Annotated in this window: 21 protein-coding genes and 1 pseudogene; 11 read left to right on the forward strand and 11 right to left on the reverse strand. The window is 59.9% G+C overall.

Annotation, left to right across the window (positions count from 1 at the left end):
* Positions 1-145: 145 nt before the first annotated feature.
* Entirely contained in the window at positions 146-1,042 is an 897-nt protein-coding gene (locus tag MTX36_RS21055) for a glucose 1-dehydrogenase (protein WP_243621632.1), read from the forward strand.
* Between the two features lie 5 nt (positions 1,043-1,047).
* Here MTX36_RS21055 and MTX36_RS21060 read toward each other — a convergent pair whose 3' ends face one another.
* Both MTX36_RS21060 and MTX36_RS21065 read right to left on the reverse strand, forming a co-directional pair.
* Complete coding sequence (locus MTX36_RS21060) at positions 1,048-1,173, reverse strand: CDGSH iron-sulfur domain-containing protein (RefSeq protein ID WP_243621633.1); 126 nt, start codon at positions 1,171-1,173, stop codon at positions 1,048-1,050.
* A gap of 71 nt (positions 1,174-1,244) precedes the next feature.
* Positions 1,245-1,892, reverse strand: coding sequence for a HemK2/MTQ2 family protein methyltransferase (locus MTX36_RS21065; protein ID WP_243621634.1), 648 nt, complete (start codon positions 1,890-1,892; stop codon positions 1,245-1,247).
* A gap of 254 nt (positions 1,893-2,146) precedes the next feature.
* Here MTX36_RS21065 and MTX36_RS21070 point away from each other — a divergent pair, with 254 nt between their 5' ends.
* The 4 genes from MTX36_RS21070 (at position 2,147) to MTX36_RS21085 (ending at position 3,783) form a co-directional block, all read left to right on the forward strand.
* A complete protein-coding gene (locus MTX36_RS21070) occupies positions 2,147-2,335 on the forward strand; it encodes a PI-type proteinase (RefSeq protein WP_243621636.1) in 189 nt (62 codons plus the stop codon).
* Positions 2,336-2,423: 88 nt separating this feature from the next.
* Positions 2,424-2,693: a Rho termination factor gene (locus tag MTX36_RS21075; protein ID WP_243621637.1), complete on the forward strand. Its 270-nt coding sequence runs from the start codon at positions 2,424-2,426 to the stop codon at positions 2,691-2,693.
* 125 nt (positions 2,694-2,818) lie between these two features.
* On the forward strand, positions 2,819-3,112 hold the full coding sequence (locus MTX36_RS21080) for a hypothetical protein (protein ID WP_243621639.1): 294 nt from the start codon (positions 2,819-2,821) through the stop codon (positions 3,110-3,112).
* A 233-nt stretch (positions 3,113-3,345) separates the two neighbouring features.
* Entirely contained in the window at positions 3,346-3,783 is a 438-nt protein-coding gene (locus tag MTX36_RS21085) for an SRPBCC family protein (protein WP_243621640.1), read from the forward strand.
* 464 nt (positions 3,784-4,247) lie between these two features.
* On the opposite strand, the gene MTX36_RS21090 is transcribed toward MTX36_RS21085, so the two are convergent.
* Together MTX36_RS21090 and MTX36_RS21095 are read right to left on the reverse strand one after the other, a co-directional pair.
* On the reverse strand, positions 4,248-4,604 hold the full coding sequence (locus tag MTX36_RS21090; protein WP_243621642.1) for a VOC family protein: 357 nt from the start codon (positions 4,602-4,604) through the stop codon (positions 4,248-4,250).
* Positions 4,605-5,161: 557 nt separating this feature from the next.
* A complete protein-coding gene (locus MTX36_RS21095; protein WP_243621643.1) occupies positions 5,162-5,821 on the reverse strand; it encodes a carbonic anhydrase in 660 nt (219 codons plus the stop codon).
* A 311-nt stretch (positions 5,822-6,132) separates the two neighbouring features.
* Here MTX36_RS21095 and metA point away from each other — a divergent pair, with 311 nt between their 5' ends.
* On the forward strand, positions 6,133-7,047 hold the full coding sequence (metA, locus tag MTX36_RS21105; RefSeq protein ID WP_243621645.1) for a homoserine O-succinyltransferase: 915 nt from the start codon (positions 6,133-6,135) through the stop codon (positions 7,045-7,047).
* Positions 7,048-7,511: 464 nt separating this feature from the next.
* Here metA and MTX36_RS21110 read toward each other — a convergent pair whose 3' ends face one another.
* The 4 genes from MTX36_RS21110 to MTX36_RS29945 form a co-directional block, all read right to left on the reverse strand.
* Positions 7,512-7,781 (reverse strand): hypothetical protein, encoded by a 270-nt coding sequence (locus tag MTX36_RS21110; protein WP_243621646.1) that lies wholly within the window; start codon positions 7,779-7,781, stop codon positions 7,512-7,514.
* 438 nt (positions 7,782-8,219) lie between these two features.
* Positions 8,220-8,459 (reverse strand): DUF6480 family protein, encoded by a 240-nt coding sequence (locus tag MTX36_RS21115; protein WP_243621647.1) that lies wholly within the window; start codon positions 8,457-8,459, stop codon positions 8,220-8,222.
* A gap of 315 nt (positions 8,460-8,774) precedes the next feature.
* Positions 8,775-9,596 carry a class II glutamine amidotransferase gene (locus MTX36_RS21120; RefSeq protein WP_243621648.1) on the reverse strand — a complete coding sequence of 274 codons (822 nt, stop codon included), beginning with the start codon at positions 9,594-9,596 and terminating at the stop codon, positions 8,775-8,777.
* 860 nt (positions 9,597-10,456) lie between these two features.
* Complete coding sequence (locus tag MTX36_RS29945; RefSeq protein ID WP_279394877.1) at positions 10,457-10,579, reverse strand: hypothetical protein; 123 nt, start codon at positions 10,577-10,579, stop codon at positions 10,457-10,459.
* 268 nt (positions 10,580-10,847) lie between these two features.
* Between MTX36_RS29945 and MTX36_RS21125 the strand changes: the two genes are divergently transcribed.
* Complete coding sequence (locus tag MTX36_RS21125) at positions 10,848-11,372, forward strand: CinA family protein (RefSeq protein WP_243621650.1); 525 nt, start codon at positions 10,848-10,850, stop codon at positions 11,370-11,372.
* Between the two features lie 165 nt (positions 11,373-11,537).
* The gene (locus tag MTX36_RS21130) at positions 11,538-12,590 is read left to right on the forward strand and encodes an NAD-dependent epimerase/dehydratase family protein (protein ID WP_243621651.1); all 1,053 of its coding nucleotides are present in this window, start codon (positions 11,538-11,540) and stop codon (positions 12,588-12,590) included.
* Between the two features lie 141 nt (positions 12,591-12,731).
* Here the strand turns inward: MTX36_RS21130 and MTX36_RS21135 are convergent, their stop codons facing one another.
* On the reverse strand, positions 12,732-12,947 hold the full coding sequence (locus MTX36_RS21135) for a hypothetical protein (RefSeq protein WP_243621652.1): 216 nt from the start codon (positions 12,945-12,947) through the stop codon (positions 12,732-12,734).
* Between the two features lie 404 nt (positions 12,948-13,351).
* Here MTX36_RS21135 and MTX36_RS21140 point away from each other — a divergent pair, with 404 nt between their 5' ends.
* Together MTX36_RS21140 and MTX36_RS21145 are read left to right on the forward strand one after the other, a co-directional pair.
* Positions 13,352-13,621, forward strand: a complete 270-nt coding sequence (locus tag MTX36_RS21140) for a Rho termination factor N-terminal domain-containing protein (RefSeq protein ID WP_243621654.1) — start codon at positions 13,352-13,354, stop codon at positions 13,619-13,621.
* Between the two features lie 186 nt (positions 13,622-13,807).
* A pseudogene (locus tag MTX36_RS21145) lies at positions 13,808-14,051 on the forward strand (CsbD family protein).
* A gap of 717 nt (positions 14,052-14,768) precedes the next feature.
* On the opposite strand, the gene MTX36_RS21150 reads toward MTX36_RS21145, so the two are convergent.
* Complete coding sequence (locus tag MTX36_RS21150) at positions 14,769-14,942, reverse strand: hypothetical protein (protein ID WP_243621655.1); 174 nt, start codon at positions 14,940-14,942, stop codon at positions 14,769-14,771.
* A 579-nt stretch (positions 14,943-15,521) separates the two neighbouring features.
* On the opposite strand from MTX36_RS21150, the gene MTX36_RS21155 reads away from it, so the two are divergent.
* Positions 15,522-15,932 carry a hypothetical protein gene (locus MTX36_RS21155; RefSeq protein ID WP_243621656.1) on the forward strand — a complete coding sequence of 137 codons (411 nt, stop codon included), beginning with the start codon at positions 15,522-15,524 and terminating at the stop codon, positions 15,930-15,932.
* Here MTX36_RS21155 and MTX36_RS21160 read toward each other — a convergent pair.
* Entirely contained in the window at positions 15,923-16,234 is a 312-nt protein-coding gene (locus MTX36_RS21160; protein WP_243621658.1) for a MerR family transcriptional regulator, read from the reverse strand. The genes MTX36_RS21155 and MTX36_RS21160 overlap by 10 nt on opposite strands.
* Positions 16,235-16,585 lie beyond the last annotated feature (351 nt).

The following is a 16,585-nucleotide window of genomic DNA, read 5'->3' on the forward strand; positions in this document are numbered from 1 at the left end:
CTTCCAGTGGGTATTCCCGAAGGCACCGCAGCTGTCCCACCCTGGAGGGCGGTCCGAGTTCAGAACGCGGTCTCGCCCCCGCTCGTCGGCACTGCACAAGCTCGTAGACACCGCACGAGCTGAGATCAGAAAGTGGAGGATGAATATGCCCGACCAATACGCAATGCAGGATCCCACCACGCAATACCCCACTCCGTCACGTGAACAGCAACCGGAGATCGCGCACCCTGGCCTCACCAACGAATTGAACTCCACCCCGGACCACGGGGAACACACCTATCGGGGTAGCGGACGCCTCCACGGAAGGCGCGCGATCATCACCGGCGCGGATTCGGGCATTGGACGCGCAGTAGCGATCGCCTTCGCTCGCGAAGGCGCCGATGTGGTTGTGAGCTACCTCGACGAGGAAGAATCCGACGCACGTGAGACGGTCCGCTGGATCGAGGAAGCCGGCCGAAAGGCGATCACGATGCCCGGCGATATACGTTCCGAAGAGCATTGTTCCGCACTGGTACAGACAGCGGTGCAAGAACTCGGCGGTCTGGACATTCTCGTCAACAATGCAGCGTTTCAAATGGTCCAGATGGGCGGTATCGCCGATATCACGTCCGAGCAGTTCGATCGTGTGATGAAGACGAACCTGTACGCCCTCTTCTGGCTCTGCAAGAGTGCCGTCGCCGTTATGGAGCCCGGATCGACGATCGTGAACACGTCATCTATTCAGGGTGCCGACCCGTCGCCTGAATTGCTCGACTACGCAACCACCAAAGCTGGCATCATCGACTTCACGAAAGGGTTGGCTGCAGAAGTGGCAGAGAAGGGCATCCGAGTGAATTCCGTTGCCCCCGGCCCGATCTGGACCCCTCTGATTCCGGCAACGATGCCTAAGGAGAAATTCGCGACCTTCGGAGAGAACGTGCCGCTCGGCAGGGCGGGACAGCCGGCTGAACTCGCGCCCGCATACGTGTTCCTCGCGTCGGGCGAATCAAGCTACACCACCGGAGAAATAGTGGGCGTGACCGGCGGCAGGCCGATTACCTAGAGCGTTCATTTCTCTCCGGGCCGTCGAACTTTCCCCTTCTTGTGGGTGCCGTCACAGAAGGGCGGAATTCCCGTGCCACCGCAACGGCACAACGCTGTCTTTGCGTTCGACGATCTGTTGGCAGAGCACATCACCGGTTGTTGGGATCGAGGCGAGACGTCACTACGCAGTTCACCCGCGCGAAACTAACGTCCGGCGAGAGTCATCTGACCGCGCGGATCACCACGATCTCTTCCGTACGCTGCCCGGTATCGATGAGTCCACGATCCTCGAAAAGTGCCGCACGCGCCGAAAGTACACGCCCGAAAGGTATTTCGACCCGGTCAGCGATCTCGACGGATAATCCCTGTTCTTCCAACATCGCCTGGGTCTTCTCGACTCCGCTGAGCACAGACTGCGCGATCAACAGGACCCCCGACTGTGCGAGCACTGCAGGCGCCTGCACGCAGATTCTATCTAAGAGTATTCGTCCGTCCACGCCCGCATCCCACGCTCGTTCGGCACCGCGGGTAGGCAAGACGTCATCGAGCGCGGGCACATACGGTGGGTTCGACACGATCACGTCGAAAAGCTGCCCCCGTATAGGTTCGGTCAGATTTCCGCGCATCACGCGAACCGAATACCGTCGCAGACGGGCATTGATCCAGGTGGTGGCCAACGCTCGACGAGAGATGTCCACTGCAGTGACATGGCCGGCGCCCGCTGCGGCCGCGCACAGGCTCAATACGCCCGTCCCGGTGCAGATGTCGAGCACGCGCGAGTGAGGTCCGAGGTTCTCACCTGCCAACGCGCCGGCCAGTAACCAGGTGTCCTCTTGCGGCGGGTAAACGCCTGGCAGTCGCACTAACATCGGTGTCTCCTCGAAAGTCGAGCGTTCTGCGGTTAGTAGCTGTTCGAATAGTGATGAGCGGGCATCCGCTGCCCTTTCACGGGTGCGGTGCAGGTGAAACGAACAATGCTACGTCCGCCCGCACGATCAGGAGTTACAGCAAGCATTGCATCCATGCGTGATATTATCTGTTTCCACGGATGCAGATTGCCCTTTCCGGTGCGGCCCGAAAGTCACCCCTCGACCAACCTGTCGAGACGACCCCAGGAGGCACGATGATCGACGAGCAAGCAGGTTCGCGCGACAATTCACCCGATGACGTCGAGACGGTGACGCCCGATTCAGGGCCCGACCATGACAACGCGGACAGTGACGTGCAGTCCGACCCATCCAGCGACCAAACTTGGTCCGATGAGGGCGGCGCCACGAAGCAGGGCCCGGCAACCGATCCGCACGACGGGTAAAGGTCGGAACACTCTCGCCTGCACAGCTCAGGCGCCATTTTCGCCCAGCATCGAAACGTGATACACAACCGTCAAGGAGTGGTCCGCTATGCCACAGAAGAGTTCACCGCCCCAACTCCAAGACCAAGACCTTTACTCGAAGCTACGGGAAAAGGGCGACTCCAAAGAGAAAGCTGCCCGCATATCGAACGCTGCCGCGAATCGCGGACGTTCCAGCGTCGGAAAGTCGGGCGGCCAATCGCCGCCGTACGAAGACTGGACAGTGAAGGATTTGAAGAATCGCGCGAAAGAACTTGACCTCCATAACTATTCACAGCTACACAAGGAAGAATTGATCGATCTATTGCGGCACCATTGATGCTTCGGGGTGATATTCGGGACCGTTCGACAACAGCGCTGCGGTATTCACATGGCGCTATCAGTTCGACCGCCGACATCCGACAACGATCGTAGTCGGTACTGGTTCAGAGAACGGAGAAGACAGTGACTGAGGCAAAAGACAACTTGCCGGTTGACGACGCGCATACCAATCGATCGCACGTGGGCGAAGGGATCGCGGACGGACGCAATTATCCCGGTTACATACTCATCGGACTTGCACTCGCCGCACTCGGATTAGCCTTGGTGGCTGCAGGTTACGGATTCAAGGGATGGGCACTGATCGCCGGGATAATCTGCGCGGTGACACTGGTAGGCGGGGTATCGGCCGTGCTCCTCGAACGGCGACGCGTCAAGCGCCTTGAAGGTTTGGGCCTCACGGACCAAGAGGGTCATTGACGTTTCCGCTAGCACTCCAAGCCGGTTCGGTTGCCGAGCACGGGTGCAGTCCCGTTCGCCGTCAAGAGTTTGCTGTGGTTGGCGATCGGGGGTCATCCTGTTTGTCGCGACTGCGGTATGGGGATGGCTCAAGCGCAAGGCCACATAGTTTCCACCTGTGTACAGGGTCTGCAGCACGGATAGGTGATATCTGATCTGCGGTGCCGAGAGGTTCTACTGGAAAGGCATACAACATGGTCGACGTCACCCGAAAGTTTACCGCTGAGGTGCCGATCGAAAAGGCTGCCGAGTTCCTCCGAGACTTCGCCAACGCCCCCTCGTGGGATCCGGGAACCCAGACATGCCGGCAGATCTCCGATGGCCCGATCGCAATGGGAACCCAGTGGCACAACGTGTCCACTCTGTTCGGTATCACTACCGAACTGACATACACATTGGTCGCCGACGAGCCGACTCACGTTGTGTTCGAAGGAAAGAACAAAACTGCGAGCAGCGTCGATGACATCACACTGACCTCGCTGGGTCCGAACTCGACCGAGATCGACTACCACGCGCACGTGGAGTTCAATGGCGCTGCGAAGATCGCCTCTCCTCTCCTGAAAGCGGGATTCGAGACCAAGGTTGCCCCCGAGACCGTGAAGAAAATGACGGAGGCACTGGAAGGACTCTGAACGAGCACCAGCTGGCTGCAGCGGTAACACGCCAGTATGCTGCCCGCTGTTCTTGCTGCCTGAAAGTAGGAACCCATGAGGAGGATTCCCGTTGATGCACGCTCGGCGTCGCAGCGGCTAGCCCGGGTATTTGATCGCACCACGGCCATACCCATCTGCGACTCGCTGGACTGACGGTGACGGTTTGGGTTGAGCCCACCTCAGAGTCGACTGCCACTTGTCCGAGCCGCAACCAGCATCCGCCAACTTCGTACTCCACGACACCATCAGCCGGTTCGAGGTCGACCCCTGAGAGCTCGAGCACGTCCTCGTACCATCGCTTGGACGCTTCCAGGTCCGACACGGAAATACCGATGGTGACGCCTCTCAACCCAGACCGTTCCCCAGAACAGATTGCCACAACACCCAATCATGGTGCCGCACAGAATCGTTCAACGTCGCTCCGTCTAACCGCAGGTAGCCCGTCAGGATTCGGACCAGACACCGAGCTCGTTTCCACTCGGATCTGTGAAGGTGAACCGGCGCCCACCCGGAAACTCGTACGGTCCAGACCTGACCGTTCCACCGGCCTGCTCGACCGCGACGACCGACCCGTCCAGATCATCGGAATACAACAACACCAGCGGTCCGTTCCCACCAGGAGCTCGTGTCGTGGTCAGTCCGCCGACTTCGCCGTCACCATCGACTGCGCGAATGCCGGCGTAGTGAGATCCATACTCGGTGAAGACCCAACCGAACGCGGCTTCGTAGAAGGCACGAGTTGCCGGAAGGTCGATCGCTCCGAGCTCGATGTAATTGAAACCGTGATGTGTGTTGTCCATTGCGTCATGGTGGACTACCCCACCGACACGTGCGTTGACAACCGATGTCGAGAGAATAGCTCCGGGCCCGCCGGTGTCCTTTACCGCGGACCCGGGCGCTCCGAGGTGGATGATCCAATGCCCACTGGGCGCCTGAGCACCAGAGCGCACACGCCGAGCACCAGAGCGCACACGCCGAGCACCTCCGCACCTTTCATCTCGCATCGCGTCGGGGAGAAGAGAAATTCGAGTTTCAGCTACACGATCGTTGCCGTGTCCAGTCCGAGTCCATGCGTGTCGACGGAACTGTCCCCGATGCTGGCACCTCTCGGCCGACCAACACGCATCAAGAAACAATCCCGGGGCGGGGCGGGCGTTTCGTTCGTTGATGTGGGGGAATTGCCCACCGGCGGCAAGCGTGTGAACGCGGTGTGCCAGTGAGCCATAAGCATCGATCCGAAACGATACGCAGTTCGAAGCCCGCCCTCCGAGTGACGGGCAGAAGGCGGACCAGGCGCAGCGGAATCGACCCGGACGGAATCGCCGCCGGCGCTCCATCCAAGTTCTGGAGGAACGGTTCAGACGCGGTGGTCGATACCGTCAGACTCGAAGCCTGTGGCGGTTTCTCCGACGTTGCCGACCGTGCCCTGCAGGCGCATCCGACCGTCCGACAACGTGTACGTGACACCGACGATCGCGCACGTACCCTGGTCCACCTTGTCGGCGATGATCCTGGACCTCTGCAAGATCAACGAGCCGGTCTCCACGACGTGGCGGCCTTCGAGTTCGTCGACGGTGGTCAAGCCTTCGTTGCGGCCCATCAGGATGGACGGAGCAACACGCTCGACCACGCTGCGAATGAAACCGTCGGGCACCGCATTCTGGTCCAGGGCGTCGAGCGTTGCCTTCACAGCACCGCACCCGTCGTGACCGAGGACGACGATCAGCGGCACATCAAGGATGTCGACGGCGTATTCGATCGAACCGAGCACCGAATCGTCGAGTACGTGACCTGCGGTGCGCACGACGAACATGTCGCCGAGGCCCTGATCGAAGATGATCTCGGCCGCTACACGTGAATCGCCGCAACCGAACAGAACCGCAGTGGGATGCTGCTCGTTGACCAGTTTGGCGCGATCGGCGATTCCCTGGCTAGGGTGAATGGACGCGTCGTTGACAAAACGCTCGTTGCCCTCGCGAAGGGACTTCCAAGCAGACAGAGGACTTGAACGTGGCATTCATTCATTGTCCACACGACCATTTTCGCGTTTCCGTGGGGGTCGAAGCAACGCTGCCACCTCAGCTTCTGTCGACTAGGTTGAGATCCGACGAATGATACGAGCTTTCGCTAGGTCAATTCGCTTAGGCTGCCCGCCGATACGACCACGAGCTCGAGCCGCTGCCAAACCTGCTGCCGTGCACTCCTGGATGAGCGTGCGCTCGATTATGTGGACAGATCGTCTTGCGACACTGTTCTCGCGACGCTCCGCTGGAGCTATTGAAGCTCCGATCGCTGCCGGCAACCGGACGCGGACTAAGCTGCTGGGCAATGCCTGTCACTGTGCCGCGCGATCTTCCCGCCAGGGCCATCCTCGAGGCGGAGCGAATCTTTGTCATGTCCGACGAGCGTGCTGGACATCAGGATATTCGCCCTCTGCGGATCGCCATCTTGAATCTGATGCCGATGAAAATCAGCACCGAGACGCAGCTGCTGCGGTTGCTCAGCAATAATCCGCTGCAGATCGAGATCACTCTGCTGCACATGGCCAGCCATGTCTCGCAAACCACCTCTGCAGAGCATCTCGAATCGTTCTACTCAACTTTCGATGACGTGGCCCACATGCACTTCGACGGCCTCATCATTACCGGGGCGCCGATCGAGAAACTCGACTTCGAGGACGTCGACTACTGGCCGGAGATGACCAAGATCCTTGACTGGGCCCGCAGCGCCGTGCAGTCGACTCTGCACGTCTGCTGGGGTGCGCAGGCGGCCCTCTACCACCACTACGGTGTCCGCAAACACGAAGTCCCACAGAAAATCTCCGGTGTATTCTCCCATCGGATCACTGGTGCGCGGTCGCCGATCATCACCGGGTTCGACGACGAGTTCCTAGCGCCACACTCACGGCACACCGGTGTCCACGCCGCCGACATCGAGGCAACCGGTGAGGTCGAGGTGTTGGCGGTGAGCGACGAGGCCGGGGTCTACTTGGCAGCCACCGCGGACAGCCGCCAGGTCTTCGTGACCGGTCACCCGGAATATGATGCGGACACCCTGGCACGTGAATACCGCCGCGACAGCGACCAAGGACTGCCGATCCCAGCTCCGGCGCACTACTTCCCCGGCGACGATCCCACCGCCATCCCGCTCAACCGATGGCGCGGCCACGGACACCTGCTGTACTCCAACTGGCTAAACTACTGCGTCTACCAGAAGACACCGTTCATTCCAGGCGAGGTCTGACCGGCTAAGCCAGTCCCCCTCAACAATTCCGATATGCGCATGGCTATCCGCCGGTGGCGCTCGGCCTCACGGTCCCAGCCTTGCCCTTGGACGTCGGCGATGACCTGGTGCTCAATCCCTAACAACTCACTTGCTTCCACACGGCGCCGATTGTGCCTGCACACGCTGCGATCGGCCCAACGCCCACCAACAATAGGGTCTCGTCGACATCATCGGCGTCGGCATGCCCCCAGTGCGGCCACGTGCCCGGGCTGCGGCGAGACCGACCTGGGTGCGTTCACGGATCATATTGCGTTCGATTATGTGGACACCTCCTCGAATTCAAGTCGCACAGCATGTGTTGTCTTCGCGGATCGACTTTGCCGACAAGGACTACTGATATCGCCCGTTCTTCCGCGGACCTCCCCTGCCTCTCTCAACTCGCCGTGGCGCGCAGAAGCGTCTGGTGCAGTGGCCAAAGACTCCTAATGCTGTGGATTCAGCGGAAACCGATCGATAACGCGCTGTGGGTCGACCGAGTGGGTCGGGAGTCGCCGAAGTAGGGCGTCGAGCACCATTCCGTCGAGCGCGGTTGCGAGCTCGGTGGCATCGGAGAGTGCCAAGCCACGGTCGCACAGAACGGCAATGAGGCGGTCCCGGCCGCGAACCAGTTCCGCAGCAAGCTCGGCGTCGTGAAATGAGGCGATGACAAGTTCGTAGCGGGCCGGGTTCGACCGGCCTCGGAGTCGAGCCACCGCGCAATCTGTTGGGTGGGGTCTCATCCGCTACCAGTCAAGGACGTGGGTCGAAGAGGCGTGACATGGATCGTCCGGAGTTCCGCAATGGCTCCGAGTACCAGCTGACGAAATTTGATCAGCGTTGTACGGTCACGTCGATCGGAACAAATGCGGACGGGCGAGGCTGCCTCGGGGCGGGCTCGTCGGGTGTCGGCACCGCACCATCCGGGCCACCTTCGGGTTCGCTCCCCTGACCGCCGTCCCGCCCGCCGAGAATCTTGTCGAGAAACTCACGCAACCACGCCAGGAGCGTCGCTGCATGTCCGGCGAGAACCGCAGCGGCACCGACCTAGGTGAGGCGCTGACCCGTGTCTAGCCGAGTTCCGTCCGCAGGGTGGGTCCGTCGCAATTCTCGGTCTCGGGCCGATCGGCGACATAGCACTCCCTCACAGACGATCAGTCGAATACGTCGAGTATCAGAAGAACGGCAAACACGAGAAACCCGACCGCGATGACACCTACAGCCATCATTGTTACGATCCCCGTTGGGGGAAACATTCGACTGGTGCGCGGTTCTGGCGCCGACAGGCCTGAGGTTTGACCCGAGTCCGGTGGTGTCGATCCAGGCCTTACCCCACCGCCTTGTTCAAGATCAGGGGTGTTCGTGGGATCCGGGTCCGGAGGTGGTGCAGTCATGCGAGCAACTCCTTCGCGGTTTCGACATCGACAACTATCAGAATCTCTGCATTGGTTGCCTACCCACATGCACAACCCTCACACCTGCGGGGAGGTCGGTATCACTGACCGTCACCTCAACCCACCGTCACATGGTCATAGGAACGGAGAAATCACCTCATTCGTGCCTTCAGCGTGACTCGCGCGTAGCGAGCAACCGGCTGCGATGTCACGCTGCTCCCGCTACGAAGGTCGAGGTACTCGACTTCGCGTCCCGGAATTCGGATGCCGAGGCAACTCACCCAGAGCCCCTATTGATGTCGGCGCTGCCCGAACTCACGTCGGCGAGATCGGCGCAAAGGGCCGGATTTCACCACCCTCAGGCCGGACCACCCCAGCCGAGGACTCCGGAACTTCATTCCACGCGCCTTCGAGGTCGCCAAGTGGCTCTGAGACCACGATGCGAGACCTACCGCCGAGGCGGTGCAGGAGCTCGACGTCGGGGTGGAGTGCGCGCAGTTTCGCGACTTCGGTGGAGAAGAACAGCGATCTTGATTGCCGCTCGCTGGAATAGCGGAATATCCAGAGGGTTTCGCCGTCGGTGGTCGCGACGGTCATCTGAACCGGAGCCTCGACCCCGTGCGCGCGCCCGACCTTCTCGACGAAGCCGACGGCACGGGCAACTGCATTAAGAGGGTCATCGACCAGGCCGAACGTCAGCGCCAGATAGAATAAAGTTTCCGAATCCGTGGAACCCTCGATGTCAAGGAACAAGGTCGGGTCGACCGCCATCACCAACTCGCGCCGGGTCTCGTGGAAGCCCCGCACGAGACCGTTGTGCATCCACAACCACTGACTGTGCCGGAACGGGTGACAGTTGCTGCGCTGCACGGTAGTTCCGGTCGAGGCGCGCACATGCGCGAACAACATAGGTGTGCGCACCTGGCCCGCGACCTCTCGTAGGTTCGGGTTGTTCCAGGCCGGCTCGATGCTCTTGAACACCGCCGGTTCGGTACCTTCTCCGTACCAGCCCAGACCGAAGCCGTCACCATTAGTGGTCGTCGCGCCGAGCTGCGAGTGCAGACTCTGATCGATCAGCGAATGTTGAGGGCGGAACAACAAATCCGCAGCGAGGATCGGCTCACCCGAGTACGCCATCCACCGGCACATACATCAATTCAAGCAGAACCGACTCTGTCTGCGACAGCCGTGCGTGGAAGAGATATCCTTGCGCGCAATCACTGCACTAGCGTTCGGGCACGAGGCCGAAACAGCCGCCAGTCACACATGTCTTCACGGGTTTTGGGGTGGTACGGCAGGCTCCCGTCTGCACTCTGTCCTGGTGGAATCCGTCTCGAAGTATGTCGTTGACTGGGGCGTGGGTGCGGTTGACAGGAATGTCGTCGAAGTTGGGTCCGCCAATGCTAATCCTGATTGACGATCAGCGAATCAGAAGCATTCGGATACCGGTGCTCGGATTGGCTTCGAGCACAACAGCGTATCGATGTGGAATCATCGCCGCATCCTGGCCGCGATCTCCACGGCGGATGACCGCTCGACCACCCGGCGCCTTCTGGACGCTCTCAACGGCCTTGCACAGCGGCACAAACGTTTTCGATCGACCCGCACATCAAATTGGCTGCACCGGCCGATCTCTAACTCGACACCGTGATCTCTCCGCGCGATGCATTTTTTTTCACGTACCGATATGATTCCCCGCGAACAGTCACCCCGTTGTATCGGTGGCAAACCACTCGCGCCGTATCCACCTGGGATTCCAGTCGTCATGCCGGCGAACGCCTGAACAAGGAGGTAGTTGACTACCTGCAACCGGCGTACATGCGGGGATGGCAGTAGCCGACGCGACTGATACTTAGTTATAGAATTCTCGAGTGGTGGCGTGACTACCGCGCGCTCGACACCGAGCAGTGACGGCGGAGCCGAGCGATACGTTTGCCTGCCTCCGCTTCGGGTATGCAAATCTTGCTCTCGGAAGAAGTGTCATCAATCATGGAAAACTACAGAATCACCTTGCCGGACGGTACGTCGATGGTAGCAATCTTCGACTGTGATCGAGAAGCGATCGCATACGCTGTGTCGTTGAACTCCGGATGTAGCGACAACGTCTCGGTCACACGCATTACCGACACCGGTGAGGAACCCACAATGCTGTGTTCCGCTCGGACGACCCACGTCTCCACTCTCCCACGACGAGGTGAACGGCCTGGCAATACGCTCCTGTAGAAGCCTGGTGCGAATGTGTGAGTCAACCAAGAAATGGCCTGACTTCGCCGTCACCCTTTCGTATCAGGGCAGCCTCCTGGGTCACACCAATCCTGACTTTCACTGGCAGAGTTTTTGTTTTCAGAAACTCGACGAACGGCATATCAAATGCACAGGAGAACGACCATGAGCGACGATCCACTACAGGACCTTCCCACCGACGCAGATCTCGATGCACTGTGCGAGCAACTGGCCGTCATGGCACAAGAACGTGGTCTGACTGTAGCGACTGCCGAGTCTCTGACTTCCGGAAACATCGCCGCGCGCCTCGGCAAAGCATCGGACGCTGGATCATGGTTCAGCGGTGGCGTCGTAGCCTACAGCCGTGCCGTCAAGCATTCCGTGCTCCACGTACCGGACGGCTCCGTTGTCTGTGAAGAGGCCGCGCGCGTCATGGCGCGCAGCGTGGCAACTTTGATGGGAGCATCTTTGGCCTTGTCCGTCACCGGAGAGGGTGGCCCGCATCCACAAGAATCTGAACCTCCCGGCACTGTCTGGTTCGGAATCGTCGACCACGGCACGGCCGAGACCGAGAAACACGTATTCTCCGGGACGCCGGAGTCCGTTCTCACTGCGACGGTGGAACATGCGATACGACTGCTCGTGCGCCATGCATCACCCCAGACGAACTGCGAAACTACTGCACGCTGAGAACCGACGAGCTCCTGCACAATGCCTCCCGGGCATTGCGTGCGGAAGGGTCCGGGCTCCCACTTCGCACGGGTGATTCTCACGAGACGGAGTTTCAACTTTTGCTCACGTGCTCGATTGGGCACGTCATGGTTCATCAAGCCCGCCTCGGGGTACCGCCGATCCATGAGCGGAAAACGGATAGTTGTCACCGGTGCCACCGGAAACGTCGGAAGCAGCGTCGTGGAAGCATTGAGCGCCCACGAATCAGTCGGCTCAGTGCTCGGCTTGTCCCGACGGGCCACCACATGGACGGTACCCAAAGTCGAGTTCGCGGTTGCCGATGTCTCGAAGGACAATCTTCATCGTCACTTCCAAGGAGCTGACGCAGTCATCCACTTGGCGTGGTTGTTCCAACCGACGCACCATCCGGAAGTTACATGGGAGAACAACGTCACGGGTTCGATACGTGTCTTCCAGGCCGTCGCCGAGACCGAAGTCCCAGCGTTGATACATGCCTCGTCCGTCGGCGCGTACTCACCGGGCAGTCGACAACCCGCCGTGTCCGAGCAGTGGCCGACGCATGGATGGCCCGATGCTGCCTATCCGCGCGAAAAAGCCTATCTGGAGCGGTGTCTCGACGCTTTTCAGGATCGCCATCACACCAGAACTGTGCGTATGCGCCCCGGTTTCACGTTTCAGAAGAAGTCCGCCTCTGCGCAACGACGACTGTTCGCAGGCCCACTGCTTCCCGGCTCCCTCGTTAAACGCCCGTGGATCCCTGTGTTGCCACGACTACCCGAATTGACGATGCAAGTAATTCACTCGGCCGACGTTGCATCGGCTTACGTGGCCGCGGCACTCGGCCCACACGCTGGAGCATTCAATTTGGCGGCAGATCCGCCGGTCGACATGGAAACCGTCGCAGAACTGCTGGGCGCTCGGCTGATCGATGTACCCGAACGCATGATCAGAACGGGCATTCGAGCTGCCTGGTACGCACACGCAATACCGGCGACGCCGGGTCTGTTCGACACTGTCATGAGGATTCCGAAGATGGACTGCACTCGCGCGCGTCTCGAACTCGGCTGGCTCCCCACCTACACGCCGACCGAGGTTCTCCAAGAATTTTTCGACGGTCTACGCACTGGCGCCGGAGGCCCGACCGCCCCGCTCGCATCTGACCGGCCGGCGGGCCGGATCCGGGAGTTCACCAGCGGAATTGGGGCGCACGCTTGATCGGTCGACGTCGACCTCGCGAGCCACTGTGTACCGTACCGATTCGAAGCGGTCGCACTGGTCAGCGATGAAGCCGGTATCGATTGACCGGGCCATTGCTGGTTGGGCAACACTTCCCCGGTGAAGAGCGGTTTTTCTGGATCAGTTTCTCGGACGACGTTTCTTCCCTCGGGTAGCGTGACTGGCTCCGGCCTGGGTAGTAGGAATCAGGTGCCCGTTCTTTGCGTATCGTTCCACGACAACGTTGTCGCTCACCCCGAGATTAACTTCTGTGGCGCAACTGATCGCGTCCTTGTCCGACTCGAACGATTCGTCGGTCCAGGAGCCGTCGGGCATCGTGATCTTGTATCGGTCCATGTCAATGACCTCCTTATCCCTTTCTGACGACAACTTCCGGAAGGGCTTCCGTGTCGCATCGAGCGAAGACGACGCCCCAGCGACACGCGTCCGCGACGCACTCACAGGAGCAAGTCGCGGATGCCACTTGTTCGCCGATCAGCATCACGCCTAACCTTCTCGTGGCCTATAGGAAACGATGCTCAGCAGGGGTGAACGTAACCGCCAATAGCCGCCGTAGTGCCGAGACTTGAAAGTGTGCTGAGGCGTCAAGGGCACTATCGGATATTTCAATGTGCATCGTCCATCCGCCGTGGATTTAACGATAGCTGGACGAGAGGTCTACGAACAGGCAGGAGGGGTTTTCCGGCGACCGCTCCGGGTACCCCGAAACGAACGTTGAGATACCAGAGAGGAATAACGTCATGCCCCGCAAGGGATCCGATCCCCATCTCAAAGACCAGGAACTATATGAGGATCTGCGAGAGAAGGGCGACTCCAAGGAGAAAGCAGCCCGCATCTCGAACGCCGCAGCCAGCCGCGGACGCAAGAACGTCAGCAAGAAGGGCGGTCAGGCAGAGTCATACGAAGATCGCACGCTAGCTGACCTGAAGAAGCGCGCCAAGGAAATCGGCCTCACTGGCTACTCCTCGATGAAGAAGAGCGAGCTGATCGATTCGCTTCGAAATCACTGACCAACTCGACCGATTCCTACGTCGACTCGGGCCGTACAGAGGAAATTCCGCAATCGCTCCGGTACTACCGCACCGCTCGGTGCAGTGGCACCCACCAGCGCTTCACCGTCAGTTTGACGCATAGTACGCCGGGTAAGCCGAGTTGTAGGCGAATCAGCCGAAGTTGAACAAAGGAAAGGAATGGCTATGTCCGACAACAAATCAGGACCTGCAGAGGGTCTCAAAAGGCGTAGTAGAGGGAGCCAAGGGTAAGGCCAAGGAAGCAGTGGGGTCCGTCACCGGAAATGACAGCATGACCCGTGAGGGTCAGGCTCAGCAGGACAAAGCCGATGCCCAGCGTGAGGTTGCCAAGAAAGATGCAGCCGCGGAGAAAGCTCGCGGCAAGGCCGGGGCCCAGGAAGCACGCCAGCGCGCCGAACAAGAAGACTGACTGCCGCCACGGCACGAGCCGGAAGCTTACGAGTCGATAGGGCGCAGAACACTCCCCGGCTCATCACCGAGCCTGACGCACTCGCCGCTCGCGTCCAGGCACGGCGACACGAGCCATCTCGATTCCTCGTGATCCCTGACAATCTCCGCCGTTTAAGCGAGTTCTCCGTGACAAAAGCTCGTACAACCAGTCCCGATGCCGCGCGAACTCTGACGTAGCTCCCTCAGATTCCCGCACACTGTCACCGTCGTCGACCAAAGGCTCGGCCTGAGCTTTCGATTGCGCGGACTCAGCCGGGCGAAAGCTCGACATCTCGAGAGGGTGACTCGGTTGCGCCAGTGCTTGGCCACGAGACGCAGCGATACGACGAGCGTGTCCATCCCATCCCGGATTTCAACCGACCGCGCCACTCGGCCGCGAGGAGCCTCCGAAGGCTGCTCGCCTGTGATCTCCTGTGGAGGCTGGTCTGGTCGACGCGTGCGATTCTGCTCGGTGGATCGGCGGGGTGCGGACGGTTGGGACTTACCTCGGACAGACGTCCGAGCCACTGGCTTCACAGTGACTTCGGATGACCGCGCACGTCCTGGGGATGCGGCACGGTCGGTGTGGTCCCGCCCATTCTCCCTCGTGCACACATACATCCAATCTACCCACCGGGAAATCTTCAAACCAGGGCGGAAGACTTCCCGTTTCACCTGAACGTCGTGGTCGTCCTTCTCAATGACCTTCCTGATCGAAGAGCGCTTGACCTTCGAGTTCCTTGACGCGACGGTGGCCCCTCATAATGACGAGCACTCCAACTACGAAGGACACCACACATACGACCCCAGCGATCAACGCCCAGCCCCGAAATCCGTAACCTGCTGCTACCAAGGCCAATCCGAGCGCCACCAACCCAAGTCAGCCGAGTCGAGTCCGCGCCGATCGTCGACCACGCAGTACTCCACGCGGCGTGCTGGCGAGCTGCCCGCGACGGACTCTCCCGATGCGGGCTGGACGTGACCAGGAAGCGCGTCTGGTGCTCGCTCTCCACTTGGTCCGCCGGCTTCGGTGCTCGACCACAGCAACGGGGCTATCGTTCAACGCCGCACGCTTGTTCGAGGCCCGCGGACTACCTGCCGTGGGGCATCGCACGGAAGAAATCGTTGTCCTTCGCGCGGTCCGATCACATGTCGAGGCCAACCCTTTAACAGCGGGCACTGCGCAATAAAGATTGCCGGAATCCGTCCATCAGCCACCGCTATCCGAATCTCAACTAAGAACCCACGGTCGAATGCTCGAACAAGCTGTAACCGCAGGGCCCCGCGAGCGTCTCTGCGGCTTCAGCCCTGATCACCCGATACCGCCGGAATCGGGCAACACACGACTGGGATAGGATCAATTTCAGTTCTTCGTCAAGCTGCGGCGATGGGCTGCCTTCACCCCGGCCATGCGATGTTGCATCGGCCACGTCGAACAGATAGGCAGGCCATGCCCCTTACGGTGAAATATTCCGAAACATACAACGATGCGCTGATTGCGTTGGCAGCAGCTACCCATCGCCCCGCCAGCGTTGTCAATGTGGCCGGCGACTACGCGATCCGTGTCGATCTGGAATACAACCGCTACGTCGTCGCCACTAATACACGCCTCGGCTTGACTGACGAACCCGAAACCAGCGACTCCTGGAGGGTTCGTTTCATTCAGGGCAATATCGCCGGTGAATCGGATCAACTCCTCGCCGAAGCAAGCCACCAATGGCTCATCGACGCTTTCGATTCCGCGCTCGAATCCCTTGAAGCCGACGGAAACAAGATCGTTGCCGACGCAAACTTCGGGGACATCAGCCGTTCCGAAACGTCGACATCAGCTGATGTCCACGGCCTCGGAGATCAAGCCTGACCGTCAGCCGATTCGCTCAACTGAGCGATCCGCGCCGCAAGAATTGAATTCTCAGCTTCCAGCGAGAGAATCAACCGGATTCCGACCAAATTCACGCCGTCATCGATCAACGCCGTGATGCGAGTCAGCATGTCCAGATCCGATTCGCTGTACCGACGGGTTCCGCCGTCAGTGCGAGTGGGGGTCAACAACCCTCGCCGCTCATAGAGTCTCAATGTCTGCGGTCCAACTCCGGAGAGTTCCGACATCACCGAGATCCCGTATACGCCGCGCAGCGAACGTGACTGAGACTCCAATGTCACTGCAAACCTCCCAGGCGTAATCGGCGACCACACGACCTTAGCATCCAGGCGCATCGAATCTAACTTCCGAGACATAGGTTTCATGTAGGTGGACGACGTCCATCGGATTTCGATTTTTCAAATAGTTGGCATAATGGCTGATCAAGGCCACAAATGCGGCGTTCAGGCAATCCTCGAACGTCAATTTTCACACTTTCCGTGTTGCCAATTATCTTCATCGGCTGGTATAGATTTTAGGGCGCCTTGAACGACATATACCTACGGAAGCAAACACACATTCGGGTGCTTCGAGTCTGCAGGGCACGACGCCAAGGGGACCGGTACACCCGATTCCCTCTGCACACACCCCTC

It is taken from the genome of Rhodococcus sp. ARC_M6, assembly GCF_022810305.1.
In the GTDB taxonomy this organism is placed as follows: Bacteria; Actinomycetota; Actinomycetes; order Mycobacteriales; family Mycobacteriaceae; genus Rhodococcus_F.

Coding starts and splice junctions, on each gene's coding strand:
- MTX36_RS21055 (WP_243621632.1), top strand. CDS start 146: ATGCCCGACCAATACGCAATGCAGGATCCCACCACGCAATACCCCACT.
- MTX36_RS21060 (WP_243621633.1), bottom strand. CDS start 1,173: ATGTGCTCTGCCAACAGATCGTCGAACGCAAAGACAGCGTTGTGCCGT.
- MTX36_RS21065 (WP_243621634.1), bottom strand. CDS start 1,892: ATGTTAGTGCGACTGCCAGGCGTTTACCCGCCGCAAGAGGACACCTGG.
- MTX36_RS21070 (WP_243621636.1), top strand. CDS start 2,147: ATGATCGACGAGCAAGCAGGTTCGCGCGACAATTCACCCGATGACGTC.
- MTX36_RS21075 (WP_243621637.1), top strand. CDS start 2,424: ATGCCACAGAAGAGTTCACCGCCCCAACTCCAAGACCAAGACCTTTAC.
- MTX36_RS21085 (WP_243621640.1), top strand. CDS start 3,346: ATGGTCGACGTCACCCGAAAGTTTACCGCTGAGGTGCCGATCGAAAAG.
- MTX36_RS21090 (WP_243621642.1), bottom strand. CDS start 4,604: ATGGACAACACACATCACGGTTTCAATTACATCGAGCTCGGAGCGATC.
- MTX36_RS21095 (WP_243621643.1), bottom strand. CDS start 5,821: ATGCCACGTTCAAGTCCTCTGTCTGCTTGGAAGTCCCTTCGCGAGGGC.
- metA (WP_243621645.1), top strand. CDS start 6,133: ATGCCTGTCACTGTGCCGCGCGATCTTCCCGCCAGGGCCATCCTCGAG.
- MTX36_RS21115 (WP_243621647.1), bottom strand. CDS start 8,459: ATGACTGCACCACCTCCGGACCCGGATCCCACGAACACCCCTGATCTT.
- MTX36_RS21120 (WP_243621648.1), bottom strand. CDS start 9,596: ATGGCGTACTCGGGTGAGCCGATCCTCGCTGCGGATTTGTTGTTCCGC.
- MTX36_RS29945 (WP_279394877.1), bottom strand. CDS start 10,579: ATGCGTGTGACCGAGACGTTGTCGCTACATCCGGAGTTCAACGACACA.
- MTX36_RS21125 (WP_243621650.1), top strand. CDS start 10,848: ATGAGCGACGATCCACTACAGGACCTTCCCACCGACGCAGATCTCGAT.
- MTX36_RS21130 (WP_243621651.1), top strand. CDS start 11,538: ATGAGCGGAAAACGGATAGTTGTCACCGGTGCCACCGGAAACGTCGGA.
- MTX36_RS21135 (WP_243621652.1), bottom strand. CDS start 12,947: ATGGACCGATACAAGATCACGATGCCCGACGGCTCCTGGACCGACGAA.
- MTX36_RS21140 (WP_243621654.1), top strand. CDS start 13,352: ATGCCCCGCAAGGGATCCGATCCCCATCTCAAAGACCAGGAACTATAT.
- MTX36_RS21155 (WP_243621656.1), top strand. CDS start 15,522: ATGCCCCTTACGGTGAAATATTCCGAAACATACAACGATGCGCTGATT.